General features: G+C 59.9%; 23 protein-coding genes and 3 pseudogenes. 18 read left to right on the top strand and 8 right to left on the bottom strand.

The features are described from left to right. Together QO002_RS29105 and QO002_RS29100 are read left to right on the top strand one after the other, a co-directional pair. Positions 1-499 (top strand): annotated as a pseudogene (locus tag QO002_RS29105) (alcohol dehydrogenase catalytic domain-containing protein); the annotation flags it as partial. Positions 500-948: 449 nt separating this feature from the next. After that, the gene (locus QO002_RS29100) at positions 949-1434 is read left to right on the top strand and encodes a group III truncated hemoglobin (protein WP_370878624.1); all 486 of its coding nucleotides are present in this window, start codon (positions 949-951) and stop codon (positions 1432-1434) included. Between the two features lie 116 nt (positions 1435-1550). On the opposite strand, the gene QO002_RS29095 is transcribed toward QO002_RS29100, so the two are convergent. From QO002_RS29095 to QO002_RS29075, 5 genes are all read right to left on the bottom strand, one after another. Continuing rightward, positions 1551-2159 (bottom strand): histidine phosphatase family protein, encoded by a 609-nt coding sequence (locus QO002_RS29095; protein WP_307236606.1) that lies wholly within the window; start codon positions 2157-2159, stop codon positions 1551-1553. Then, positions 2156-3220, bottom strand: a complete 1065-nt coding sequence (locus QO002_RS29090; RefSeq protein WP_307236603.1) for an ABC transporter ATP-binding protein — start codon at positions 3218-3220, stop codon at positions 2156-2158. The genes QO002_RS29095 and QO002_RS29090 overlap by 4 nt, the downstream gene beginning before the upstream one ends. Positions 3221-3230: 10 nt before the next feature. After that, a complete protein-coding gene (locus QO002_RS29085; protein ID WP_307236600.1) occupies positions 3231-4976 on the bottom strand; it encodes an ABC transporter permease in 1746 nt (581 codons plus the stop codon). A 156-nt stretch (positions 4977-5132) separates the two neighbouring features. After that, entirely contained in the window at positions 5133-6251 is a 1119-nt protein-coding gene (locus QO002_RS29080) for an ABC transporter substrate-binding protein (protein WP_307236596.1), read from the bottom strand. Positions 6252-6286: 35 nt separating this feature from the next. Further along, on the bottom strand, positions 6287-7123 hold the full coding sequence (locus QO002_RS29075) for a MurR/RpiR family transcriptional regulator (RefSeq protein WP_307236593.1): 837 nt from the start codon (positions 7121-7123) through the stop codon (positions 6287-6289). Positions 7124-7227: 104 nt separating this feature from the next. On the opposite strand from QO002_RS29075, the gene QO002_RS29070 reads away from it, so the two are divergent. Genes QO002_RS29070 through QO002_RS31060 form a run of 3 tightly spaced genes read left to right on the top strand, consistent with a single transcriptional unit; the run spans position 7228 to position 8127 of the window. After that, positions 7228-7569, top strand: coding sequence for a hypothetical protein (locus QO002_RS29070; protein WP_307236590.1), 342 nt, complete (start codon positions 7228-7230; stop codon positions 7567-7569). 14 nt (positions 7570-7583) lie between these two features. Beyond that, positions 7584-7808 carry an ATP-binding protein gene (locus QO002_RS31065; protein ID WP_370878621.1) on the top strand — a complete coding sequence of 75 codons (225 nt, stop codon included), beginning with the start codon at positions 7584-7586 and terminating at the stop codon, positions 7806-7808. After that, positions 7783-8127, top strand: a complete 345-nt coding sequence (locus tag QO002_RS31060; protein ID WP_370878620.1) for an ATP-binding protein — start codon at positions 7783-7785, stop codon at positions 8125-8127. Before QO002_RS31065 ends, QO002_RS31060 begins: the two co-directional genes overlap by 26 nt. A gap of 4 nt (positions 8128-8131) precedes the next feature. On the opposite strand, the pseudogene QO002_RS29060 reads toward QO002_RS31060, so the two are convergent. Both QO002_RS29060 and QO002_RS29055 read right to left on the bottom strand, forming a co-directional pair. Next, positions 8132-9131 (bottom strand): annotated as a pseudogene (locus QO002_RS29060) (IS30 family transposase). Between the two features lie 418 nt (positions 9132-9549). Further along, the gene (locus tag QO002_RS29055; RefSeq protein ID WP_307236587.1) at positions 9550-10716 is read right to left on the bottom strand and encodes a serine hydrolase domain-containing protein; all 1167 of its coding nucleotides are present in this window, start codon (positions 10714-10716) and stop codon (positions 9550-9552) included. 195 nt (positions 10717-10911) lie between these two features. Between QO002_RS29055 and QO002_RS29050 the strand changes: the two are divergent. Next, a pseudogene (locus tag QO002_RS29050) lies at positions 10912-11398 on the top strand (transposase); the annotation flags it as partial. 58 nt (positions 11399-11456) lie between these two features. On the opposite strand, the gene QO002_RS29045 reads toward QO002_RS29050, so the two are convergent. Further along, a complete protein-coding gene (locus QO002_RS29045) occupies positions 11457-12164 on the bottom strand; it encodes a GntR family transcriptional regulator (RefSeq protein WP_307236584.1) in 708 nt (235 codons plus the stop codon). Positions 12165-12338: 174 nt separating this feature from the next. Between QO002_RS29045 and QO002_RS29040 the strand changes: the two genes are divergently transcribed. The 12 genes from QO002_RS29040 to QO002_RS28985 all read left to right on the top strand — a co-directional run bounded on the left by QO002_RS29040 (position 12339) and on the right by QO002_RS28985 (position 24973). After that, entirely contained in the window at positions 12339-12998 is a 660-nt protein-coding gene (locus QO002_RS29040) for an aspartate/glutamate racemase family protein (protein WP_307236581.1), read from the top strand. Further along, on the top strand, positions 12998-14374 hold the full coding sequence (locus QO002_RS29035) for a dihydroorotase (RefSeq protein ID WP_307236578.1): 1377 nt from the start codon (positions 12998-13000) through the stop codon (positions 14372-14374). The genes QO002_RS29040 and QO002_RS29035 overlap by 1 nt, the downstream gene beginning before the upstream one ends. After that, on the top strand, positions 14371-14769 hold the full coding sequence (locus QO002_RS29030; protein ID WP_307236576.1) for a VOC family protein: 399 nt from the start codon (positions 14371-14373) through the stop codon (positions 14767-14769). Before QO002_RS29035 ends, QO002_RS29030 begins: the two co-directional genes overlap by 4 nt. Positions 14770-14814: 45 nt before the next feature. After that, entirely contained in the window at positions 14815-16383 is a 1569-nt protein-coding gene (locus QO002_RS29025) for an ABC transporter substrate-binding protein (RefSeq protein ID WP_307236573.1), read from the top strand. A gap of 75 nt (positions 16384-16458) precedes the next feature. After that, positions 16459-17424, top strand: a complete 966-nt coding sequence (locus QO002_RS29020; RefSeq protein WP_307236571.1) for an ABC transporter permease — start codon at positions 16459-16461, stop codon at positions 17422-17424. 7 nt (positions 17425-17431) lie between these two features. Next, a complete protein-coding gene (locus tag QO002_RS29015; RefSeq protein ID WP_307236568.1) occupies positions 17432-18304 on the top strand; it encodes an ABC transporter permease in 873 nt (290 codons plus the stop codon). Positions 18305-18325: 21 nt separating this feature from the next. Further along, complete coding sequence (locus QO002_RS29010; RefSeq protein WP_307236565.1) at positions 18326-19306, top strand: ABC transporter ATP-binding protein; 981 nt, start codon at positions 18326-18328, stop codon at positions 19304-19306. Continuing rightward, complete coding sequence (locus tag QO002_RS29005; RefSeq protein WP_307236563.1) at positions 19303-20331, top strand: ABC transporter ATP-binding protein; 1029 nt, start codon at positions 19303-19305, stop codon at positions 20329-20331. Before QO002_RS29010 ends, QO002_RS29005 begins: the two co-directional genes overlap by 4 nt. Continuing rightward, positions 20328-21800: an ABC transporter substrate-binding protein gene (locus QO002_RS29000; RefSeq protein ID WP_307236559.1), complete on the top strand. Its 1473-nt coding sequence runs from the start codon at positions 20328-20330 to the stop codon at positions 21798-21800. The genes QO002_RS29005 and QO002_RS29000 overlap by 4 nt, the downstream gene beginning before the upstream one ends. Then, a complete protein-coding gene (locus QO002_RS28995) occupies positions 21793-23253 on the top strand; it encodes an amidohydrolase family protein (protein ID WP_307236557.1) in 1461 nt (486 codons plus the stop codon). The genes QO002_RS29000 and QO002_RS28995 overlap by 8 nt, the downstream gene beginning before the upstream one ends. A gap of 8 nt (positions 23254-23261) precedes the next feature. Next, positions 23262-24194 carry a dihydrodipicolinate synthase family protein gene (locus QO002_RS28990; protein WP_307236553.1) on the top strand — a complete coding sequence of 311 codons (933 nt, stop codon included), beginning with the start codon at positions 23262-23264 and terminating at the stop codon, positions 24192-24194. Further along, positions 24191-24973, top strand: coding sequence for an SDR family oxidoreductase (locus QO002_RS28985; protein ID WP_307236550.1), 783 nt, complete (start codon positions 24191-24193; stop codon positions 24971-24973). Before QO002_RS28990 ends, QO002_RS28985 begins: the two co-directional genes overlap by 4 nt. The last annotated feature ends 31 nt before the right edge of the window (positions 24974-25004 follow it).

The raw sequence follows: 25004 nt of genomic DNA, 5'->3' as shown, positions 1-25004 counted from the left end.
ATGAATGCTATCCCGGAAACGATGGCCGCCGTGCGGTTGATGGGTCACGGCGGCCTGGACAAGCTTGTCTATAGCCGCGATGTTCCGGTTCCACCGGTGGCTCCGGGCGAGGTCCTGATCAGGGTCACCGCCTGCGGCATGAACAGCACCGACGTCTGGGTGCGCCAGGGTGCCTATGGCACCGAGGACGATCCCTCCGCCATCTCCACATGGCGGCGGCAGGGCAACACGCTGGCCTTCCCGCGCATCCAGGGTACGGACACGGTCGGCCACATCGTTGCCGTCGGTGATGGCGTCGACAAGGCCCGGATCGGCTAGCGTGTCATGGTCGACTTTTCGATCTACAACCGTGAAGATGATAGTCTCGCCGACATCGACTACATCGGCCACGGTCGCGACGGTAGTTATGCGCAATACATGACGCTCCCGGCTGAAAACGCCCATGTCGTCTCAACCGACATGAGTGATCGAGCTTGCAACCTTCTGCTGCGCCTACCTTGAATACCGGATCAGACAGCCAGTCGGCGCCGATCTTGCGGATGAACGTTTCGATACGCCAGTTACCATGCAGCGCTTCGCCCTGCGCGGCACGCCGTCGTCGATTTTAATCGGTCGCGGTGGCTCCATAATGCATCAGACGTTCGGCGTAGAGGAAGACCTCGTGGTCGGGGCAAGGATTGCCATGGCGCTCTCCGCCCGCATACCGGAAGTCGCCACTGCCACGGCGGTGCAAGACCAGAACGAATGCGTCGACGGTCGATGCGAGGTACCTCGCGCGGCGGCACATTCATTTTGAAGGCCTTGGACCCCTGGCGAAGCCACTGGCTGCTGTTTATGGCCCGTTAACGGTCGAAGAATGGGCGCAGAGACGGAGCCGAAGATCGGCATGAACGAGAACCCGGCATTTAAGCGCTCGCCATTTAACTGTATAGCCTCAATAAACGCCCCATTCCTGACGGGACTGATAGGAGAGATGAATTGCAAAACCGAGCAGCGTCCGTTGCTGTAACGCCCGCGGGCGCGGGAACAGACATTAACGCAATGGCCATTGATGAGGCCTTCATCAGTAGGCTTGTAGAAACATTCTATAAACGGGCCTTAGCTCACCCCGAACTCGGGCCCCTCTTCGATGCCAAGCTGTCCGGGCGCTGGTCTGAGCATATGGAGAAGATGAAAAGCTTTTGGTCGGCCGTCGCATTTCGCAACGGCGCCTATGAGGGAAAGCCCGTGCAGGCACACCTTGGCGTCGCAAACATGACTCCACAACTCTTTTCAAATTGGCTGGAGCTTTTCGCCGCAACACTAAGCGACATCGCACCAAACAAAGACGTGGAGACATGGTTCATGACTACAGCCGAGCGCATCGCGCGAAGCCTGGCACTCTCCCTCTTCTACAACCCGGCGCTTGACGACCCCAAGTACAACAACCAATGACCCCATTTGCCTGCTCTTGAAACCGGTCCAACCGACGACCCGGGATTTCCTCGGCGAAAGGGATGATTTATGGAACCTGCCCTTTATCAAACCACTGTCGCACGGGGCGGCGGTACTTAATCAGGCGCGTCAAATTGTAGGTTGCCTGGGCTGTAGTTGAACAACTCGAGTTTTACTGGCTCCTCTTGTTTCGTTGAGAGCCGCAGAGCCGTCAGGCTGGCTGGACCGACCGGGATAATGTGGGCGGGTTGAAGTCCGATGTAGTGGTCGAGCAGCGCACGAATGACGCCGCCATGGCAGACGACAAGAAGATTGCGGCAATCGGGCTTGAGCCGCTCGTGCTCGATGACGGCGCGGGTGCGCGCGACGAATTGCACCCACGTTTCACCTTGCGGTGGCGTATGACTTCCCGCGCGCCAGCCGGAATAAAGTTGGGCGTCTTCGGCGATGATGTCCGGGATCGATCGACCAGTCCATTCTCCCACCGAAATCTCGCGGAGCCCTTCCAACGGCTCGGCGTCGGAAAAGCCCAGGATTGCGGCCGTGTGGCGCGCCCTGCGCAAATCAGAGGTAATGGTACGACAGGGGTTAATTGCGTCGATGACGGGCCGCAACGTCTCCGCTTGGCGAACTCCCTTCTCGGACAGGCCGATATCCGCCTGCCCTTGCAGCCTTTTTTCGGCATTCCACTCGGACTGGCCGTGTCGCACAAGTAGCACCCTCATGCCGGAATCCTCCGTCCCTGTGCATCGAACCAGCAGGCGGGTGCCGTGGGTAGTCGCATATGGACGCGTTCGGCGAGCCGCGCCTTTGGCGGCCTGTCGACGATTGCCGTCAATCGCAGCGCGCCGTCGCTTGCCGTTACCATGGTGCGACCGGCGATCACGGAAATCTCCACGAGTTCCATGGCAAACGAACCCGGGGTCATCTCGTCATGCACCGTCAGACATTCGGGCGGATACATGGCAAGGCTTGCCTGCGGCATCGGGGGGGCAAGATCGGTGACCTGGGTGTGGACTTTGTAGGCGGACCCGTGCCTCGTGATGGGCACGATATTATTCGGGGGCGTGCCGACAAAGGTCGCGACAAAAGCCGAGGCTGGCGAACGCACGAGATCCTCTGGCGATCCGAATTGCTCGATCCTGCCCCTGTTGATCACGGCCACATGGGTCGCCATTGTCATCGCCTCGATCTGGTCGTGCGTGACGTAGACGGATGTCGCGCCGATCGTGCGATGAAGCCGCATCAGTTCAGAGCGCATTTCCACTCTCAGCTTCGCATCGAGATTGGACAGCGGTTCGTCAAAGAGGAGCACCCCGGGCCGTGGCGCGATCGTTCGCGCGATGGCGACCCGTTGCTGCTGGCCACCGGAAATCTCGTTTGGATACCGGGCTTGCAGTTCACCGATACCGAGCAACGCCATCACCTCTTCGACGCGGCCTTTTCGTTCCGCCTTGCCCATCCCGGCGACCTTCAGCGGCCATTCGACATTGCCGCGGACGGTCATGTGCGGCCACAGTGCATACGATTGGAAGACCAGCCCGGAATTGCGATTAGCTGGATCGACGTTCCAGTTCCGGTCGCCATCGGACACCACCACGCCGTCGAACTCAATCTGTCCCGCAGTCGGCTGTTCGAGCCCCGCCAGCATACGGAGCAGCGTGGTCTTGCCACAACCGGACGGGCCGAGCAGGACCAGAAAGGCGCCATCCGGGACGGACAGGTTGATATCGTCGACGGCGGTAAAGGCGCCGAAACGTTTGGTGAGATTGCGGATATCGAGCATGGAACGGTCCTTAAACCTTCAGCCAGGGCTGTGACTTTGCCTGAAGCCGGTTGGCGGCAAGCGTCACCGCCACGGAAATCAGCAGAATGACGACGGTGATGGCGTTGGCGAATTGGGTGAAGCCTTCGGAGGCATAGCGGTAGGCAAGCACGGAGAGCACCGGCATCGTCGGTGTGAACAGAAGCATGACCAGTGAGAGATCGCGAATGATCTTGACGAAGATCAACAACGATCCAGCCGCCAGGCCACGGATTGCGAGCGGGATGAGGATCGCCGTCATGCGGCGCAGGAATCCAGCACCCGTGAGCCGCGCGCTCTCCTCCAGTTCGCCGCTGATCTGCTGGATCACCGCCCGCCCCGTCTGCACCGAGAAGGGCAGCAGATAGGCCGTGCCGGCAATCACCAGCAGGGCGAAGGTTCCGTAAAGCGCTGGCAGCGGTCCGATCGGCGCGCCGAGATAGGCGATATAGGCCGCGCCGAACGCGATGCCCGGGACAAGCAGGGGTAGATTGCTGACCTGTGTGATCACGGCACTTGCCCAGCCAGTGCGATACCGAGCCGCCGCGTAGGCGGTGAGCAGGCCGATGACGAGGCCCAGGGCCGCAACCGAGGTGCCAAGCCCGATGGTCACCACCATGGCGAACGAGATATCAGGATTGAGAAGAATGCCAGCGGTGCCCTGTGCGATGCGGGCGTCGGATGCACCGGACCAGTAGTGCAGCGTCCAGTTGGAAAAGAGGTCGGCCGAGGCCGGCGCCAGGCTGGAGGCGATCAGCACGAGAACGGGGATGATGGTGGACACCGCCATGATCAGCACGCAAACGGCGAAAAGCGGCCAGCGCGCCTGACGCAGATCGAAGCGTTTGGTCCGCCCGCCCTTCCCTGTCATCGTCGCGTAGGATCGGCGGCCCGACACCACCCGGTTGCCGAACCAGAGCAGGAGGGCCGAGACCAGTACCAGCAGGATACCGATGACATAACCGCGCGCCACCTGCCCAACTTCGATCATGCCGAAAAGCCGGGTGGAAAGGGTCTGCAACCGCACTGGAAGGCCAAGAAGTGCGGGGGCGGCGAAATTCGAGACCGCACCGGCAAAGCAGAGCGAACCTGCGGCCAGTAGCGCCGGGGTCGCCACTGGCAGAATGATGCCGCTGACGATCCTCCAACTCTTCGCCCCGGCGATCTGCGCAGCTTCGACCAAGTCTGAATTTACAGTGGCAAGTGCCGCCGCAATTATGGTGAAAGCGAGGGAGAAATAATGCAGGATCAGCACGATCAGGGTCGGCGTCATGCCCCATGCGAGCATATCTGGAATGTCGAGCCCCAACCCCTGGAAGTAACCGACCTGTCCGCCGACGCGGGCGTTTTTGAACAGCGCCTGCCAGGCGAGCGCATTGGCGAAACTCGGGATCATGAAGGGTAAGGTCGCCATCAACCCGATCGTTCGCCGGAACGGCACGTTGGTCATCACCACGAGCCAGGCAAGAAAACCGCCGAGGATAACGCAGCCGATGGCGACGCCCACGCCGAGGATCATCGTGTTGAACAGCGGCACATAGAATAGATTGCGCGACAGCCGCCCAACGAGAACATCCGACCACGCAGAAATCGTGTCCGGCTGCAAGGTAGATGTGACGGTCTTGGTCAAGGGCAGGACAATCAGGAAAGTCAGAAGCACAAGCACGACGGCCTTTAGCGACGTCCCTTGGGCAAAGTTCACGCGGCGCCCGGTTTTCAACAAAACGGCGTTGTTCATGGCAGTAATCCGTGGCTTTTGAACGTTTGGCCGTCATCACATGATGTCGAATGTCGTTCATATCATCAGGTTGTAGTACAAGCGTCGCGCATCTACAGAACGCGCAACGCCCTATGCAGTGGCGAGCGGGCCGGCTCGCTTTACCGTTTTACCGGGTCATTGCAACGTCAGGATCAGATCACCGACGTCGTTGCGTATCTTTGCGGTAGCGGCCGAATCGACGTGCCAGGCGGTGAGCTTGTCGAGGGCGACTGCATCCGGATGCGCCACGATATCCGTTCGTGTCGCGTAGTCGCCAGCAACGTAGAAGGGTTTGAAGCCTTCGCCGCCGGTGTTGCTATCGTCGCCCATGAAAAAGTCGATGGCGAGGCGCGCCGCGGCAGGGTTTTTGGAGCCTTTGACGATGCCCAGCACCACCGGAAAGAGGATGCCGGACGACGGCACCGTCTCGTTGGATACCTGCAGCGCCCAGCCCTCGTCTTTGTTGTCGCGACGATCCGAGTAGCTGGTGAAGCCGACGGGCGGGTTCTTTTGGCCAAGCTTGCCGATGGCGGCATTTACGTCATCGGTTGATTTGACCAGGATGAGATCGTTGGCGAACAGGTCGATGATGAACTTGCGGCCGGCATCTTCGGCATCGCCAAGCTCTATTGGTTTGCCGAATTGCGCCTCGTAAGCCTTGGCCATTGTGTCGGCCTGCAGCACAAACTCGGTCATTAGATCGAGATAGTCGCCGCGCTGCAGCGGATCGACCATGACGACGCGGCCCTTCCAGTCCGGCGTGGTCAACTGCCAGAGGTTCGTGATCGGCGAGCCATTCGGATTAGCCTCCTCATTGTACATCAGAACTTTTGTGGAAAGACGCTGCGCCAGGATAGGCGCCTTGTTCTCGGCCGACAGCCGCTCGGCAATACGGGGCGGTACATAGTTTTCGAGAATGCCCGGGGCGACGAGTTCGTTGAGGACAACCGGGGCGTCCGAAATATAGGCGAGGTCGGCATTAGCAACGCCCGCGCCGGCTTCGGCTTTCAACCGCGCGATCTGCTCTGTCGATGAGATGTCGTAGCCCTGCAAATCGATGCCCGGATAGGCCGCCTCGAATGCCTTTTCGAGCCGGGCGATGCGGCTGGTGAAGGAGTAAACCGTCACCTTACCCTCTGCTTTGGCCCTCTCCAGCAGTTCGCTTGCCGATAGTCCATCAAGATCGTTGGCGAGCACGGGCGTGAACAGCCCGAGAATGATGGCGGCAGTCGTTAGATATGTCTTGCGTTTCATAGTGTCTTCCTCCCTAGAAGCGATGTGGCCGGCGGTTACTCAAACCGCCTGATAAGCGTTCCGAGTCGGTCGAGCATGCGCAACGATTCCTCCTTGTGCTGCGCGCCGGCCGCCAGAACGATGGCATTACAGACCGTCATTGGAACAGTCAGAGTTTGAAAGGCGTCCTGCTCGCCCGAGCGTGGCACCCCAATCAGTCGGTCTGGAGACGGAGTTAAAAGCGCTCCCGATGCCCCCGAAATGACGATCGATTTGGCGCCCACCTCGCGGATGGACTCGATCAGCGGCGCATAACCACGGGGGGCGCGGCGAAAGGCGAAGATCAACACTACATCCCCGCGACCAAAGGACAGAGCTTGCTCGGCGAGCTCGCGCGGATCACCAGACAGTTGGCTGGTGTCGCGCCCGAAGCGCCGCAGCCGTTTTAACATCATCAGGGACAGGGTCTCGGCATTGCCGCGTCCAAACAGGAATATCCGCCGTGCGCCCATGAGTTCACGGGCGATGTCATTGATGACGCCCATGCCGATATTGTCCTCAATCATCGACAGGGCTGAGATTTCCTGGGTGACCAGCATTGACAAGAGTGAAACGTCGGATGCTCGGGCAAGTGAGTTGCCCATGCGGGTAGCGGGCTCTTGGCTTGGAATGAACTCCGACTGCATGGCGCTGCGAAAACTGGAATAGCTCTCGAAGCCGAGCTTTCTCACCAGACGCGAAACCGTCGCTTCATGAACATCAACACCATGGGCAAGATCCGCCGCCGTACCGAGGGCAACCGCCTTTGGCTTCTGGAAAATCGCCTCGACGACCTTTTTTTCTGCCCGCGTGAGCGTTGCGGCTAGTTCCTGGACTTTCTCGCTTATCGCCATTTCCGTTCTCCCTGCGCAATTCTTATTGCATAGTTTTCACATTATGCAAGACATATTGCAGAGATTTTGAGAGAGAAATGCGCGTTGGCTTGGCAGAGCCCTGATTGCCCTCGTCGACCGCGCGCGTCAGACAAATTGAGCCAGAGCGCTTTCGACGATGGGGCGCATCCATCGGGCCGCAGACCGAAGGACTAATCATCGCCATTCTCGCCAGCCGTCCGCATCCGGAACAGGGCTTTAGAACGTGCCTGGGGATTCTGCGCCTCTATCGCGATATCGGTCATGACCGCGCCGAGGCCGTATCAGCACGCGCTGTCGAGATCGGCGGCTTGAACAGCAAGACCATCGCCTCGCTCATCGCCACCTACAAAGGCAAAAAGCCTTCCACCGAACCTGCCGCCGTTATGGAACACGCCAACTTGCGTGGTCCCGGTTACTTTCATTGAGGAGACATTCCATCATGCTGACCAACCCCACCATCGACATGCTGCGCGATCTCGGCCTTTCCGGTCTGGCAAGCGCCTATCAGGAACTCGACACGCAACCGGAAGCCCGCAACCTCGAGCACGGTGAATGGCTCGCTCTTTTTCTTGAGCGAGAGACCACCTCACGTCGCCAGAAGCGTTTCGAGGCCAGGGCTCGGGCCGCAAACCTTCGCCATGACGCCCAGGGTGGAGAACATTGACTTTCGCGCCACCCGCGGCCTCGATCGCAATCTCTTCCTGAAGCTCGCCGGATGCGACTGGATCCGGCAGCGCCATAGCATACTGATGATCGGACCTGCCGGCGTCGGCAAGACGCTGGCTATCTTGCGCTCTTGGGCACAAGGCGTGCCGCGAGGACTTCGCTGTCGCCTATCATCGGCTTCCGAGGCTCTTCGCAGGCACCAAGCCGGGCGAGCGCATCCTTATTCAAACCAACCGACGATGGAGTGGGATCGGGGTTCATTGAGGTGCTTACTGGAGAAGCTAACCCAAGTGCATCATGCCTGTTTTGCAGGATAGGGGATCACCTATCTCCGCGCAAATGCGCCATAAACACTTCGGTAGGTGTCCTGTATGCGAGGCATTTGCGCGGTTGGTCGTTGATATGGCGCGTCAGTTGGAGAAGGTCGCGTTGCGACACAACTGCCAAGTCTGTGGTGCCCGGTAGGTAGCGTCGGATGCGCTTGTTGGTGTTCTCGACGGTTCCTTTTTGCCAGGGCGCGCTTGGGTCGCAAAACCAACTGTGCACCGATCCCTTCTTCCAAAGCCCTGAACCCAGCAAACTCGGTACCGCGGTCAAATGTGAAGCTTTGACGCGCGAATGCCGGCAGAGGCGAAAAAGCTCTGATGATCTTGTCCATGATCGGGCGCGAGTGCCGGCTGGGATTCTTGATGAGAACGGTATAGCGGCTCTTGCGCTCGACGAGGGAGGTGACATTGGCATGGCCGAATGGACGTTCGAAGATGAGGAGGTCGCCCTCCCAATGGCCAAACTGCGATCGATCTCCAATAAAATCGGGTCGTTGAGATATGCGGTGCGGGGCTGGAAACGCACCGTCTCGCGGCTTCCTGGAGCGCAGCGGACGACGTTTGCGGCGTGCTTCCGGTAGATACTGATAGAGACCAAGGCCATAATCTTCCTTGCTGTAGATAAAGCGATAGATTGTCTCCTTGCAAACGCGAACCCGACTGAGGCCGTCCGACAGCAGGCGTCCGGCAATCTGTTCGGGAGACCAGCGAGCCTCCAACTGCTTGATAATCTCTGTTCGCAAATTTGGGTGACGCCGGAGCTTTTTCAGCCGGCGACGTCGGTCCTGCGCAATGTCGTTCGCAACCGTGCTGTAGTAGCCGTCGTAGTCCGGCAACTCACGATCGCGAAACGTGTTGCGCTTGATCTCGCGATAGATCGTCGAGCGATGACGGCCAAGCCGACGTGCCATCTCATTTACCGGAACTTTTGCCGCCACCAGATGATGCAGGCATCGGCGATCGGCAAGGGTGATCTGGGTATAGCATCGAGACATGCCAAAATCTCCAAGTGAAGCCATTGTAATCATTGGCATGTCGCACTTGGAAATAGAATGTACCTTTATATCAAAATTGGCGGCATAACGACCAATTATGGAACTCCGAGGCGGTTATGAGAGTGTGGCCAGGACCGAGAAGCATTTGAACCAATTAGTCCCTGTATATTCCCGTAACGACCGGATCATTGGCGATAACCGCAATGCGGCCCAGCTCGGATGCATACCGACAACCAACAGTGATCCAGATCAACGAGGTGCGGGCGCTTCTAGTGTTCCACACCTGACGTAAGGTTCCCGCCCTTCCTAAGGTGCGCCCTTGCTGCCGAGACGAAGGTCCGAGGTCAGCTATGCGGACCTTCCGGCTGCCAGGTTGTCAGCGGAAACCTATGCTTCCACAAACTCCTTCGTCCCTTTGTTAGGCGTCGACCGCCGCGAGCGCGAGGTCGTTGATGCGTTGCACACGTTCGATATGGCGCAGCCCTTCAATGAAGCCGGCAGACAGGAAGATGACCGTGAGATCACGCTCGGGGTCGATCATCCATGCCGTGGAGGCACCACCGACCGCCGCGATACTTTGCGGTGATGCGGTGTGCCCGGTCGCGTTCAGGATGTGCCCCTTCCCGCGGACATAACCACCGAGCAAGGTGAAGTGCGCCGGGAAATCGTCGAGGCCGCGCTCTTCGACCTCGAAGACGGTCGCATCGTTAATCAAGCCTGTTGCGTGGTCTTGCCGGGCGTAGTCGAAGAGCGCGGGCGAGAGAACGCGCTGACCGTGCGCCGTCCCGCGCCCGCGGAAGACTTCTGTGAATCGAAAGACATCATTGATCGTAGAATACGCATTTCCGCTCGGCATTTCCGCTTCGCCGTCAAGGAATTCGTTAAAAAAGCGCAGAAGCATCGGTGTGGTAGGTCCCACGTTCGCTTCAGTAAACGACACTGGAACTCGCCGAGGATCGTCGATCGCGCACGCGAAGCTGCTGTCCGCCATGCCCAACGGTGCAAACAAATCCTCTTGGGCAATGTGATTGAAGCTGCGCTTTTTCGGATCGGTATTGACGAGGATCTGGCCAAGCAGATCGTAGCCCAAGCCGGAGGTATAGAGGCATCTGGTGCCGGGACTGTAGGCCGCAGGCAATGCACTCATCGCGGCGGCTTTGACGGCCAGGTTGCCGACCTTGTCTAGGCCCAACGGAGGGGGGACGAGACCGAACGGCAGTCCCGCGGTGTGCGCCAGCAACTGTCGCAGGGTCGCCCGCTGCTTGCCCAGTGCGCCAAAGCCGGGAACGAGGTCCGCGATGCGTGTATCGAGGCCGAAACGGCCTTCATCAATTGCTTTGAGGACGAGCGTTGCGGTGTATGCCTTCGACATCGACATGAGCAGGTATCGGTCGTCACCTGATGGAGCGCGACCCGGGGCCACCTTTCCGAAGCTCGCTTGATAAGCCACATGACCGTGGCGAGCGACAAGGATCGACGCACCAAAGTGCTTCCCGCTGTCGATGTCGGCCTGAATAGAGGCACCAAGCCGGGCGAGCGCATCCTTATTCAAACCAACCGACGATGGAGTGGGATCGGGGTTCATTGAGGTGCTTACCTTTGATTATTGCAGGCCATAACTGTTGATTTCACCCAGAACTGAGCCACCTCTGATTATAGATTTCGTCTCATGTTGAGGTCAAGGCTGGGTTTGTCTCCTTCTTTTTCTTGGCTGCTGACCTGAGACCCTGAACTTCCTCCAAATTTTGGTAGAGTCCGTTACTCTGAGGAGACGGACAGGATGAAGCATTCACGGTTCACGGATGAGCAGATCATCGGGATATTGAAAGAGCAGGAGAGCGGCATTCGGACGGCCGATGTCTGCCGCAGGCACGGAATATCCGAAGCGACCTTCTACAAATACAAGTCGAAGTTCGGCGGCATGGAGGTGTCCGATGCCCGCAAGCTGAAGGCTTTGGAGGACGAGAACGCCAAGCGGAAGAAGCTGCTGGCCGAGACCATGTTGGATAATGCCATTTTGAAGGATGTCGCCTCAAAAAAATGGTGACGCCCGAGGTGAAGCGGGACGCTGTGGCTCATGTCTGCAAGCAGCATGGGGTGAGCCACCGCGTCGGGCGTGCGAGGTTTTGTCCATTGATCGGTCGAGTATGCGATACCGCAGCATTCGACCGGATGACGCTGATATCCGTGAGGCAATGAAGCTGGTGGCATCCGTACGTCGCCGTTTCGGGTATCGACGCATTCATGTCATGCTGGATCGGCAGGGCATTTTGGAGCGCAGTCAGCGATTCAGCCAAAGGTCGTCGTTGTCTCGCTCTTAGGCCGTCAGATGCTCAGGTCGCTGACGTCACTCGATATCAGCGCCCTTAGCACGCCCTGGCGGGTATGCTCGTTGTGCTCGACCATCGCCGTCCTCGCCTTTTCGCTGTCTCTCAGGCGCAGCACGCCAACAATATGCCGATGATCGTTGTTCGTTTCGGGGTTCACGTCCCGACTGCGGGCACCCAGGTAAAAAAGCCGCGCGCATTCGTCGAGAAGCGTCGATACCATCGCGACCAGCCTTGGATTGACCGAGCCCCGCGCGATAGCCATATGGAATTCACCATTCGTCCTGACGAAAGTATGGATGGTTGGCCCCTCCGACGGCTCGTACCGTGCGTTTGCAAGCACGTCGAGATGATCGAGATCGTCGGCACTGAGATTGAGCGCAGCCATGCTAGCCGCCGTCCCCTCGGCCATAGACCTTATGGCAAAGAGGTCGTTGATGTCTTTTACTGTCACTGGCGTGACTCGGTAGCCGCGCCGGGGAAAGGCTTCGATCAAACCTTCCGCTGCCATTCTGCCAAGCGCTTCCCGAACGGGCGTCTTGCTCATCGCCAGCCGCTCTGCAAGCTCGAGCTCTGAAAACTCCGCCCCTGGCCGAAGCACACCCAGGACTATCTGTTCGCGGACGGACGCGTAGGCCGTCTCCGTCAGCGACTGTTTGCGGGGCTTGCGGGTCGCATCTTCGACATTCGCCAATGTACCCTCCAAATTCGTCTCCTACCAAGTTCGCGCCCGTGCGTTCAAACAGCACCCGTTGTCATTCCGTTGTGGTCGATGATTGGCAAACAATCAACCACATTGGCCTTTGACATGAAATATTTCGTAGTATACTACGTGAAATATCACAAAGGCCGAACCTTTCGTCCGGTCCCTGGAGGCAGCGTGGGCGACATTCTCGTTATCAATCCGAACAGCTCGGCAGCCGTCACGCAATCAATGGAGGCGTGCCTCGATCCGTTCTTCGACCAACGTCACACCATACGCTGTATCGAGCTCCCCAAATCTCCGCCGGGTATCGAAACCGACGCGCATGTGGCTGAAGTCATTCCACATCTCGTTGAAGCGGTGCGCGATGCGGCAGCCGACGCGATCGTCCTGAGCTGTTTCTCAGATCCGGGTATCGATGTGGTGCGTGCTGCATCACATGTTCCCGTGACCGGGATTGCGGAGGCCGCCTACCTTGCGGCTCTTGGCCTTGGTAATCGCTTCGGAATCGTTTCGCTCGGCCCGTCATCGATCGCAAGACATCGCCGCTACCTCGAAAAACTCAAGCTGGATGCGCGCCTTGCCGGTGACCGCTCTATCGACATGACGATCGTCGAACTTGTCGCAACCGATGTCGTCGAGCGCGTATCCTCGATCGCTGCGCAACTGCGCGACAAGGACGGTGCCGACGTTGTCATCCTCGGCTGCGCCGGTCTTGGCTCCTACCGTGAAGCACTGCAGGCCAGTCTCGGTCTGCCTGTAATCGATCCCGTCCAGGCTGGCGTCGCGCTTGCCTGCACCCACGCAGATCTTCGTTATGTCGGGAGGGCCCGCTAATGCTGGACCTTATCGTCCGCGGCCGTGTCGTTACGCCTGAAGGTATCCTTGAGGACGGGTGGGTTGCCGTCAGCGGTGGCCGCATCGACGCTGTCGGCACTGGCCAGGCGCCTGACGCTGCCCAAATCCATGATGCAGGCCAAAGCTACGTGATGCCCGGTGTGGTCGATGGGCAAACCCATGCCGGCAGTTATCTGGGCCTGCCGGGTATAGAGCCGACCACCCGTTCTGCAATTGCCGGCGGCGTCACGACGATCGTCGACATGCCCTATGACAATCCCGAGCCCCTGAGCACGCCGGCGCATCTAGCGGCCAAGGTTGAGGCGATCGGTCGGTACGCCCATGCCAATGTCGCCCTTTACGCCACCGTCATGCCAGGCCAGCCGCTGGACGACATCAAAGCGCTGGCGAATAGTGGCGTGGTCGCTTTCAAGATCTCCGCATTCGAAAGCAGCCCCACGCGGTTCCCGCGCATCAATGCCGCGCTCACGCTCGATCTTCTCGACGCGCTTTCCGACACGGACCTGCCGCTTGGCCTTCACAATGAAGACCAGGAGATCGTCAGGTCCCGTGTCGAGCGTGCGCGTGCCGCCGGCCTAGATGGTATAGCGGTTCATTCGCAGAGCCGCCCGCCAGCTGCCGAACTCGCCTCGACGGCTCATTTCCTCGAGCTTGCAGCCGCCGTGGGCACCCATGCCCACATCGTTCACATCAGCCTGCCGCGCGGGTTCCGGCTGGTCGAAAACTATCGCGATGACGGCTACAGGGCCACCGGCGAAACCTGCGTGCATTATTTCTGGTTCGACCCGGAGCGCGACGGCGCGGAACTCGGCGCGCGCATGAAGGTGAACCCACCGATCCGGCCGGGAATGATCGATGCCATGTGGAGGGAGGTCATGTCCGGCCGTGTCGCCTTCGTCAGCTCCGACCACTCGAGTTGGCCGATCGACAACAAGTTCACCGACACCATCTTTGATGCGGGAGCAGGCGTGCCCGGCATCGAAACGCTCCTGCCGGCCTTCTACACCGTCGCCAAGGCGAAGGGTGCAGACGCAATCCGGTTGACGGTCGAGCAGCTCTGCGAGCGGCCTGCCCGCTTCTTCGGCCTTTCGCCGCGCAAGGGTGCGATCGTTGCCGGCGCAGATGCGGACCTTACCATCTTCGAGGAGGCCGACGTCGTCTGGGATTCGGCGAACGCCGAGGATGGGCTGCGCTGGAGCCCCTATGACGGGCGCCGCTTCACCGGCCGGGTCGCCGGGACCTTTCTTGCCGGACGCCTCGCCTACGACGGCACCCGCGTCCTCAATCGACCGGGCGACGGGCACTATGCCGCGCGCGGTCCCATCAGCTGGTTTACCGGAGAAACGGACCAATGAGCACTGCAGATACCGCCCGCCCTGATAGCGGACAGGTCGAAAAGGCCATAACCTTTCTTTACTACAAGGACCTGCCGAGAGCCTTTGCTTTTTATACCGAGGTCATGGGGTTCCCGCTAGAGATCGACCAGGTCTGGTCTAAGATTTTGCGCATGGCCGAAAATGCCTATGTTGGGCTCGTGGATGAAACACGCGGCATGCACCGCGCCCATCCGGTCAAGCCAGTGCAGCTGTGCATCCGCGTGCCCGATGTCGACAAGTGGCACGCCTATCTCGCCAGCCACCAGGCGTCCTGCCTGACGGAACCTCGCGACAGCACATCGCTCGGCATCCGCGCCTTCGTCCTTGACGATCCGGAAGGTTACCAGATCGAGGTCCAGTCCGTCCTACGATAACCGCTCCGCACGCTTCTCATCACCAAACCAAAAAAGGGGAACACGATGATGAATCTACGCATGATAGCCACGAAAGGCACTCTGTTTGCAGGCGCGCTCTTTCTAGCCTCCACCGCCTTGACCGGTCTTGTCGACGCCAAGTCGCTGACGGTTGGGCTCACATCCGACGCGGTGAACCTCGATCCTCAGGCAGGCGAGGAATTGTCGAGCAACATCCTCTTCTACCACATCTACGACCCGCTCGTTCGCCGCAACGCGGATCTTTCGTTCGGTCCGGGTCTTGCCGAAAGCTGGGAGCTTGCGGACGACACGACTTGGGTCTTCAAGCTGCGCAAGGGTGTGAAATTCCACAACGGCGAGGAATTCAAGGCCTCCGACGTTGTCTTCACCCTGGATCGGCTGAAAAAGTCGCTGATGGCCAATCTCGGCGCCAACATCTCCTCGTTCAAGGCGATCGATGATTACACGGTCGAGATCAAGACACCCCGCCCCTACGCGGTTTTGCCGAACGATCTTGCCGCCGTTCTCATTCTTAACGAGAAGTACGTCAAGGAGGCCGGCGACGAGACTGCCGATCTGAAGCCGATCGGCACGGGACCCTACAAGCTTGTCGAATGGGTCAAGGAAGATCACATCGCGCTGGAGTCCAACAAGGACTACTATGCAGGTCCTGCCAAGCTCGATACCGTCACCTTCCGTCCGATTACCAACGGCGCAACCCGCACTGCCGCGCTCCTGACGGGCGAAGTCGATGTCGTCCAGGATCTTAACGTACGCGACGTCGATCGCGTGAAGGCCGATGGCCGCTACAAGGTTCTCGCTCAGCCGAGCCTGCTCAATGTCGTGCTTTCGATCGATCAGCGAGAAAAGAGCCCGACCGTCGACCTCGACAAGAACCCGATGGTCGATCACCGCGTACGCGAAGCGATGGTCCGCGCCATCGACGTCGGCGCCATCAACAAGGTCATCATGAACGGCCTTTCCACTCCGTCGGAGCAGTATGTGCCAGCCTCCCATACCGGTTATCTGGACGGGGCAAGCTTCCGAGACATGTATCCGTTCGACGTGGAAAAAGCGACGGCGCTGATGGCGGAGGCCGGCTATGCAGACGGTTTCACGGTAACGCTCGATGCCACCAACAACCGCTACGTTAACGATCAGCAGATCGTCCAAGCGCTGGCCAGTATGCTGGGCAAGATCAAGATCAATCTGAAGCTCAATCTGATGCCGAAGTCGAACTTCTTCGGATACATCCGGGTTCCGAGCGATAAGTCGAGCCTGATCATGAGCGGCTGGGACGTGCCATCCGGAGACGGCGGCTCGATGTACAGCGTCATGTTCTACACGCGCGACAAGAAGGAGGGCTACGGCCAGGTCAATCGCGGCAGCTACTCCAACCCTGAAGTGGATGCCCTTATCGATAAGGCAGACGCGACCGCCAAACTCGATCAACGCGACAAGTTTTTGCAGGACGTGACCAAGATCCTGATGGCGGATATTCCGATGATCCCGATTCACTACGAACAGGACCTCTACGCGGCCAAGACCAGTGTTGATATCACCCCGCGGGCCGACAAGTTCCTATGGGCCTACGATATCGACGTGAAAGAATAATACCGCAAATCCGCAAGGGTGCCGGGCGGACCCGGCACCCATTCCTGCAATCACCAACCTGACGGATCCTCGACCTTGCTCGGTTATACGATAAAACGGCTCCTCCAGATGGTGCTGGTCCTCTCTGTAGTGTCCGTCATCGTCTTCCTGATGATGAGCTTCACCGGGGATCCGGTTTTCATGGTCATTCCCATCGATTCCACCGCCGCCGAGATCGAGCAGGCGCGCCGCCTGCTTGGCCTGGACCAATCGCTATTTAGCCAATACTGGATTTTCCTGTCCAACCTGTTGCAGGGCGATTTCGGGCGGTCCTATGTCTTCCGCCAACCGGCCATAGACCTCATCCTCGAACGGTTGCCCGCGACGATGGAGATGGTGCTCGTTGCCATGGGGATCGCCACCATCATCGCCATTCCGTTGGGCGTTTACGCAGGCGCCAACCCAAACCGCGCCGCTTCCCGCGGCATCATGGCCGCCTCGCTCTTCGGCATTTCGCTGCCAGGGTTCTGGGTCGGGATGATGCTGATCTTCTTCTTCTCGGTCCGCTACCAGTTCCTGCCCTCGTCGGGGCGTGGCGAAACGATAGAAGTGCTGGGGCTGCGCCTGTCGATTTTCACAGCGGACGGCTGGTCGCACATGATCCTGCCCGCAGTTACGCTGGCGCTTGCCACGCTCGCTATCATCCTGCGCATCACCCGCGCCGGCATGATGGAAGTGATGCGGCAGGACTACATCAAGTTCGCCCGTGCGAAGGGCGCTTCGCGCCGACATATCCTCTTTGCGCACGGCCTGAAGAACGCCCTGATCCCGGTCATCACCATCTTCGGCCTGCAACTCGGTGACCTCATCGCCTTCGCGACGATCACAGAGACGATTTTCGCCTGGCCCGGGACAGGGAAACTGCTGATCGATTCCATCTATCGCGGCGACCGGCCCGTCATCGTCGTCTACCTGATGTTAACCGCCTTCATCTTTGTCGCGATCAATTTCCTAGTCGATATCGCCTACACGCTGATCGACCCTCGTATAACAGTCAAGTGAGGACAAGATGGACCGCCTGCTTTCATCCGAGCTCGTCTATAACTACCGCCGAAACATCCCTGCCGTGCTCGGCAGCGTGCTTGTGCTCGCCTTTGCGCTCCTCGCCATCATCGGACCGTTTCTCGTTTGGCAGGATCCCTACGACGTGTCGCAGCTCGAATTGATGGACAGCTTCAAACCTCCGGTCTGGCTGGAAGGCGGCGATCCGCGTTACGTTATGGGCACCGACGGCCAAGGCCGCGATGTGCTCGCCTCGATCATCTACGGCGCGCGCATCTCCGCCTTTATCGGTCTTGCGGCGATGATCTGTTCGTGCGTGATCGGCACGACCCTCGGCCTGATTTCCGGTTACTATGGCGGCTTGCTGGATGCCGTCATCATGCGGATCGCCGATATCCAGCTCTCCTTTCCCTCGATGCTGATTGCTCTGTTCCTAATGTCGGCGTTCGGCAATGGCATTGGCATGATCCTGATTGCGCTGACCGCGGTTGGTTGGGTCGTCTATGCACGCACCGTGCGCGGCTCGACGCTGGGCGAAATCCAGAAGGAATATATCCAGGCGGCACGCGTTGCCGGCCTCAGCGATGCCCAGATCATCCGACGCCATGTGCTGCCGAACGTCCTCACACCGCTGATCGTAGTTTCGACGATTCAGGTCGGTACTTTTATTCTGATCGAAGCGTCGCTGAGTTTTCTTGGCGTCGGCGTGCCTATCACCGAGCCGTCGCTCGGGCTTCTTGTCAAGGAAGGTTTCGACGTTCTCTTCTCCGGGATCTGGTGGACGTCGGCCTTTCCCGGACTATTCATCATGTTCCTCGTCTTCGGCATCAACCTGTTCGGCGATTTTCTGCGCGACGAACTCAATCCGCGGCTGCGTTAAGTCATGAGGGAGGACGCGCGCATGGCAGAACCTTTGCTCGACATTCGGGGCCTGCAAACCCATTTCCACACCTTTGGCGGACTGGTGAAGGCTGTCGACGGCGTCAGTTTCGACGTCGGGGCCGGCGAGATCGTCGGTCTTGTCGGGGAGTCCGGCGGCGGCAAGTCAGTGATCGGCTTCTCGATCCTCGGCCTTATCGATCCACCCGGGAAAATCGTCGGCGGCGAGATCCATTTCGATGGCCGTGACATTGGCAAGCTCGACGAACGCGCGATGCGCAGCGTGCGCGGGCGCCAGATCGCCATGGTCTTCCAGGACCCGATGACCTCGCTCAATCCGGTCTATACCGTCGGCCGGCAGATGGACGAGGTGCTGCGCCTGCACACCGATCTCGATCGGGCCGCTCGGCGCGCGCGCTGCATTCGCGTGCTGGAGGATGTCGGAATATCCGAGGCCGACAAGAGGTTGGACGCCTATCCGCATCAGTTTTCCGGCGGTATGCGCCAGCGTGTCGTGATCGCCATCGCGCTTCTTGCTGGGTCGCGTCTGATCATTGCTGACGAGCCGACGACAGCCCTTGACGTAACTGTCCAGTCGCAAATCCTGAAGCTCATGCGGCGCCAGGTCGAGGACACCGGTGCGGCCATGATCCTCGTCACGCACGATCTCGCGGTGGTGTCGGAAATGGCAGACCGCGTCGTGGTGCTCTATTGCGGCAGGGTAGTCGAACGTGGGTTGACCCACGAGATCATTGCAAATCCGGCACATCCCTATACCCGCGGATTGCTGGACAGCATTCCCCGCATTTCGGACCGGCAGCATCGCTTGCGGCAAATCCCAGGAACCGTTCCGGATATCCGTGCGATCGGCGTCGGCTGTTCGTTCCGCGGGCGTTGCCCCCGCGCCCAGCCCGTGTGCACCGAACGCTCACCAGATCTTGCCCACGTCCGCGGATCGCTCGACGCCGCCTGTCATTTTCCACTTGAAGAGGCGGCACGATGATGCAACCCGTGCTTGAGGTCCGCAACCTCGTGAAAGCTTTCCCCATCAGCGACGGTTTTTTCGATCGCCTGCAGATCGGCGGTGGGAAGCTGCTTGCACCCCAAAAAGTGTTGAACGCGGTCAACGGTGTGTCGCTGTCGATTGCGCCCGGCGAAGTGCTGGCGCTCGTGGGGGAATCCGGCTGTGGAAAATCGACCGTCGCAAAGACCATAGCGCGCATACACGCCCCGACATCCGGCGAAATCAATATCGACGGAACAGAGGTTTCCAGCCTCGGCCAGAAGGAACTGCGGCCATTCCGGCGTAAACTCCAGATGATCTTCCAGGATCCTTACGCGTCTCTCAACCCGCGGCAGCGCATCAAGGACATCGTCATCGAACCGATGCGCGCGCATTCGGACAGGAAAATGAGCGGCCGGGAACTCGAGGCGGAGGCGATCAGGTTGCTCGGACGTGTTGGTCTCAACGCCGAACAGGCAAACCGCTATCCCCATCAATTCTCCGGCGGCCAGCGCCAGCGCATTGGGATCGCGCGCGCATTGTCGGTGCGGCCCAAGTTGATCATAGCCGACGAGCCGGTGTCTGCGCTCGACGTCTCGATCCAAGCGCAGATCCTCAACCTCATGATGGATCTGCGCGACGAGTTCGGGCTGTCCTATCTTTTCGTATCCCATGACCTGTCGGTGGTTCACCATATCGCCGACCGGATTGCCGTCATGTATCTCGGCTTCATGGTCGAGACGGCCTCGCGCGACCAGCTCTTTACCAATCCGCGACATCCCTACACGCAAGCCTTGCTCTCCGCAGCGCCGAGCGTCGACAAGTCGCTGCGAAAGCCTGACGTGGAAATCGCCGGCGAGGTGCCGAGCGCATTGAACCTGCCCTCGGGCTGCTGCTTCAGAACCCGCTGTCCCCTCGCCTTCTCGCGATGCGCGGTGGAGCGCCCGGCGCTTCGCCCGCAGCCCGGCGGCGGCAGCGTTGCCTGCCATCTGCACGATCCCGCCCCGGAGGCTTTCCCGTCATGAACACAGCGACAATCGCCCAACCGCGGCTGCGGCTTGAAGACCCGCACGACTGCACGGACGCAAACGACGTGCTATGCGTCTTCGACGCCTTCTTCGATGGCCTCGTGCGGTATGGCCAAGACGGCAGCTACATTCCTGCACTCGCTGAGCGTTGGCACGTGTCAGACGATGCCCGGACATGGACATTCCGCCTGCGCGAGGCCCTGACCTTCCACGACGGGACCACCTGCAATGCCGATGCAGTCATCCTTTCGCTGCGCCGGATGTCACGCGCAGACAAGGGGTACACGCTGGGTGCACCCGGCGTTTGGTACCAATATCTCGGCGATGCGCTGATCACTGCCCTAGATGCCAGGACGGTCGAAATCGCCCTCGCTCGTCCCATGGCCGATCTTCTTGACGTCCTTGTTTACGGCTATGTCATCGCGCCCGGTGCACTCGACCGCTACGAAGGCGGCGATGTCTCGGTACCGGTCGGCACAGGTCCCTACCGTTTCGAGAATTTCCGCGACGGCCACGACATCACCGGCCGCCGTTTCGACGGCTGGCATGGCAAGCAACCTGCAAACGAGCAGATCCGTTTTGTTTTCGAACCGGATGCAGACCGACGTCAGGATATGCTTGTTGCTGGCCAAGCGCAGGTCGCAAATAGCCTCGATTTCCAGCAGTCCCATGCGCTTGATCGCAGCGATGGCTTTACCCGCGCCGTCTCGTTGGTTCCTGTCTCGATCATCTACCTCTTCAACAGCACCAGCGGACCGTTCGCCGATCAGCGCGTTCGGCGCGCAGCCAATCTCGCGCTCGACCGGCAGGCGTTGGTCGACACGGTCGTCGCTGGTGCCGCTCGGCCACTGACCGGTTTTGTGAGCCCCGCACATTTCGGCGTCACGGATGCCACCGGCGGTCTGGAACGCGATCTCTCCGAAGCAAAGCTCCTGCTGGCGGCGGCGGGCCATGCCGATGGTCTCGTCATCGAGGTAGACTGCCCGACACATCTGCCGGACGAAGCGGAAACGCTGACCGCTGCCGTTGAGCGGCAACTCTTGGAAATCGGCATATCCTTCCGCGTCCATCGCCACGAAGACCGCGAGGCGTATGCTCATGGGGTGCGCTTGAAACAGGTGCGTGACATGTGTGTCTTCGATTCCAGTCCGCTCAGCACGTTCCGCGTGCTAGCCGAAAAGATCGACGCACGTGCTCGCGGCTCCTGGTGGCTCGGTTATGACAACAGCGAGGTGGAGCAGCTGATCGACGCGGGACGGCGCACCACGAGCGGCACCACGCGCGGGGCGATTTACCAAAACGCCTATCGGTTGCTGCAAACGAATCCGCCTTGGCTCTATCTCTATAACCCCTTACGTGTCACGGGATTGGCCGGCGACCATCCGGACTGGCGCATGCGCCCAGACGCCGTCCTCGACGTCACGGCGCTGCCCGGTTTTGGCCAGGAAGGGAAAAGTCGTGATTGATATCGACCTGCTGTTTTCCGGCGGAACCGTCATCACCATGGATGCCAGCCGCCAGGTGATCGACTATGGCGCTGTCGCGGTGCTCGCCGACCGGATTATCGACGTCGGCTCCGCAGATGTGTTGGCATCGCGCTATCGTGCCGGCCGCACCATCGATACCTCCGGCAAGGTTGTCATGCCCGGCCTGATCGACGTCCACGCCCATGCCGGCCACGGCCTGATCAAGACGATGGGCATGGAACAGGCCGGTTGCTGGGAAGAGATTGTCAACACGGCCTATACCGTCGGCGCGACGCCAGAATTCTGGTATGCCGAAGCGCAGCTTGCCGCCCTGGAACGGCTTCGCTTTGGCGTGACCTGCGGCGTATCGCTGCTCGGTGGCGGCGACACGATCATGCGTACCGACGATCCTGTCTATGGTCATGCCCATTGCGAGGCCGTGGCCGCCATCGGTACACGTTCCGTGGTTGCGGTCGGTTCTACGCGCCCGCCCCATCCGCGCACCTATGCACGTTGGGATGGAAGCAAGCGCCATGAAAAAGCTGTCACATTCCAGGATCAGTTCACAGTCTCGCGCTCGCTGCTGGAAAGCTGGCACGGCAAGGGGCGCATGCGCATTGCCCTACTGACACCCGTGCTTCGCGACGAGCACGCCGAAACGCTCTCCGCCAGCGACTATGAAGCTGCCGTTTCCCAGACGCGGACGATGCGGGCTCTGTCGCGTGACGCCGGTGTCATCTTCACCCAGGACGGCCATTGGCGTGGCTCGGTTGCGCGGGCGAAGGATATCGGCATGCTGGGTCCGGATGCGCTACTGTCGCATGCGATCGACCTCAGCGCAGAAGAAATCCAGATCGTTGCGGATACCGGCACGCGCATTGCGCACAATCCCAGCGCGATCGCCTCGATTCTCGGTCGATGCCCGGCAATCGAACTGATCGAAGCCGGCGCAGTCGTAGCGCTCGGCTCTGACGCCACGGCACCGGATCGCTCTTCCGACATGTTCCGCCACATGCAGCAATGCATGCATTATCACCGGACATTCTTCCGCGACCCTTCCGTCCTGCCACCCGGCAAAGTCCTTGAAATGGCAACCATCGATGCCGCAAAGGCACTTGGCCTCGATGGGGAGATCGGCTCACTCGAGGCCGGCAAGAGGGCCGACGTCGTCGTCATCGACATGGACCGTCCTCATCTGGCGCCGTTCCAGATGCCGGTTTTCCGCACCGTTTATTTTGCCAACGGCAACGATGTCGATATGGTTGTGATCGATGGCGAAGTGCTGTTGGAGGCCGGTCGACCGGCGAAGGCAGACGCAACTGCAATCCTCGCCGCCGCCAATCGCGAAGCGGACGCGCTTGTTGCGCGCATGAACCTGAAATCGATGATCGGCCTGCCCGAAGGCTTCTTCGGCGCGGCCCGCTATCCGAACGCAACCCCTTCCGTCGAATGAGGACTCCCATGGCAAGACTGACAGAGGACGCAAACGGCGTCTATATTATCGCGCTGACACCGTTCACCGACACCGGCGCGCTCGATCTCGACAGCACCGATCGGATGATCGATTTTTACCTGGACCGTGGCGCCACCGGATTGACTGTGCTCGGAATGATGGGCGAGGCCCAGAAGCTGACGACGGAGGAATCGCAAACTTACGTGAGGCGCACCCTGAAGCGCGTTGATGGCCGCGTGCCGGTGATCGCAGGCGTTTCGTCCGGGGGTTTCGCTCCGATGAAGACGCTGACCGACATGATAATGGGTGAGGGTGCGGCCGGCGTGATGATTGCCCCGCCGCCGACGCTTCGAAACGACCAGCAAATCGTCGGCTATTACCAGCAGGCAGCCGATTTTCTTGGCGACGTTCCCTTCGTTCTTCAGGATTTTCCGCTCGTCACCTCCGTGACGATCCCGGTTTCGGTAATTCAAACCATCATCGACCAGGTGCCCACCTGCGTTTGCCTCAAGCATGAAGACTGGCCGGGCCTTAGCAAGATCACCGCCTTACGCAAAGCTGCGGAAACGCACGGCAAGCGCCGTATCTCGATCCTTTGCGGCAATGGCGGCATGTTCCTGCCGGAAGAAATGGCGCGCGGCGCCGATGGCGCGATGACCGGCTTTGCCTATCCCGAAATGATGCGGGACGTCGTGCGTTTCCAGCGCGAAGGCGACCTTGCCCGGGCACAGGATATCTTCGACGCCTATCTGCCGCTGGCGCGTTACGAGCAGCAGCCCGGTCTCGGACTTTCGATCCGCAAATATATCATGGCTAAGCGCGGCGCGATCGCGTCCGCTGCTCTGCGCAAACCCGGTGCCAGCCTTTCGAAGGACGACATCTACGAAATCGAACGGCTCATCGAACGACAGACCGAACGACTGCAGGAGCTTGGCCAATGAAACTCGGACTTGAGAACAAGACAGCCCTCGTGCTCGGCGCAAGCCGCGGCCTGGGCGCTGCTATCGCTGCCGGCCTCGCGCAGGAAGGCGCAACCGTCTTTGCGGCGGCAAGGTCAGTCGACAAGATAGAAACCTGGGCCAACGCTTTGCCGCAGGGCGCTGGTCCGGTCATGCCTACGCAGCTTGATCTCGGCGATCTCGCGAGCATCGATGACCTTTGTGACCGCCTTCTGGCAAAGGGTGGCGTCGATATCCTGATCAATAACACCGGTGGCCCGCCTCCGGCCGCCGCTCTTGACGCTTCGCGGACCGACTGGCTTGCTCAGTTCGAGACAATGGCCGCAAACCTCTTTCATCTGACCGGCCGGCTGCTGCCTCCGATGCGGACAAAAAATTGGGGCCGGATCATCACCCTGACATCCTCCGGCGTGGAACAACCGATCCCGCGGCTGGCACTCTCAAACGGGATCCGCTCGGCCATCGTCGGTTGGTCGAAAACGCTCGCAGAAGAAGTCGCCGCCGACGGCGTCACCGTGAACGTCCTCCTGCCCGGGCGTATTCACACACAGCGCGTCGACGAGCTTGACGCAAACGCTGCAAAACGATCCGAGCGAAGCGTTGCCGATGTGGCTGCCGCATCTGCCGCGGGCATCCCTGTCGGCCGTTACGGACGCCCGGAAGAGTTTGCGGATGTTGCCGTGTTTCTGGCATCTGAGCGCGCATCCTATGTGACTGGATCGAAAATCAGGGTCGATGGTGGCGCAATTCGCGGAGTTTAACGCCATAAGATGCAGCGTCAGGCCTGACTTT

The sequence above is a fragment of the Pararhizobium capsulatum DSM 1112 genome, from assembly GCF_030814475.1.
Classification (GTDB): Bacteria; Pseudomonadota; Alphaproteobacteria; order Rhizobiales; family Rhizobiaceae; genus Pararhizobium; species Pararhizobium capsulatum.
This window is presented reverse-complemented; position numbering and strand designations above follow the sequence as displayed.

Coding starts and splice junctions, on each gene's coding strand:
- QO002_RS29085 (WP_307236600.1), bottom strand. CDS start 4,976: ATGAACAACGCCGTTTTGTTGAAAACCGGGCGCCGCGTGAACTTTGCC.
- QO002_RS29080 (WP_307236596.1), bottom strand. CDS start 6,251: ATGAAACGCAAGACATATCTAACGACTGCCGCCATCATTCTCGGGCTG.
- QO002_RS29075 (WP_307236593.1), bottom strand. CDS start 7,123: ATGGCGATAAGCGAGAAAGTCCAGGAACTAGCCGCAACGCTCACGCGG.
- QO002_RS29010 (WP_307236565.1), top strand. CDS start 18,326: ATGGCAGAACCTTTGCTCGACATTCGGGGCCTGCAAACCCATTTCCAC.
- QO002_RS29055 (WP_307236587.1), bottom strand. CDS start 10,716: ATGAACCCCGATCCCACTCCATCGTCGGTTGGTTTGAATAAGGATGCG.
- QO002_RS31060 (WP_370878620.1), top strand. CDS start 7,783: ATGACGCCCAGGGTGGAGAACATTGACTTTCGCGCCACCCGCGGCCTC.
- QO002_RS28985 (WP_307236550.1), top strand. CDS start 24,191: ATGAAACTCGGACTTGAGAACAAGACAGCCCTCGTGCTCGGCGCAAGC.
- QO002_RS29000 (WP_307236559.1), top strand. CDS start 20,328: ATGAACACAGCGACAATCGCCCAACCGCGGCTGCGGCTTGAAGACCCG.
- QO002_RS29015 (WP_307236568.1), top strand. CDS start 17,432: ATGGACCGCCTGCTTTCATCCGAGCTCGTCTATAACTACCGCCGAAAC.
- QO002_RS31065 (WP_370878621.1), top strand. CDS start 7,584: ATGCTGACCAACCCCACCATCGACATGCTGCGCGATCTCGGCCTTTCC.
- QO002_RS29095 (WP_307236606.1), bottom strand. CDS start 2,159: ATGAGGGTGCTACTTGTGCGACACGGCCAGTCCGAGTGGAATGCCGAA.
- QO002_RS29035 (WP_307236578.1), top strand. CDS start 12,998: ATGCTGGACCTTATCGTCCGCGGCCGTGTCGTTACGCCTGAAGGTATC.
- QO002_RS28990 (WP_307236553.1), top strand. CDS start 23,262: ATGGCAAGACTGACAGAGGACGCAAACGGCGTCTATATTATCGCGCTG.
- QO002_RS29005 (WP_307236563.1), top strand. CDS start 19,303: ATGATGCAACCCGTGCTTGAGGTCCGCAACCTCGTGAAAGCTTTCCCC.
- QO002_RS29025 (WP_307236573.1), top strand. CDS start 14,815: ATGATGAATCTACGCATGATAGCCACGAAAGGCACTCTGTTTGCAGGC.
- QO002_RS29090 (WP_307236603.1), bottom strand. CDS start 3,220: ATGCTCGATATCCGCAATCTCACCAAACGTTTCGGCGCCTTTACCGCC.
- QO002_RS29030 (WP_307236576.1), top strand. CDS start 14,371: ATGAGCACTGCAGATACCGCCCGCCCTGATAGCGGACAGGTCGAAAAG.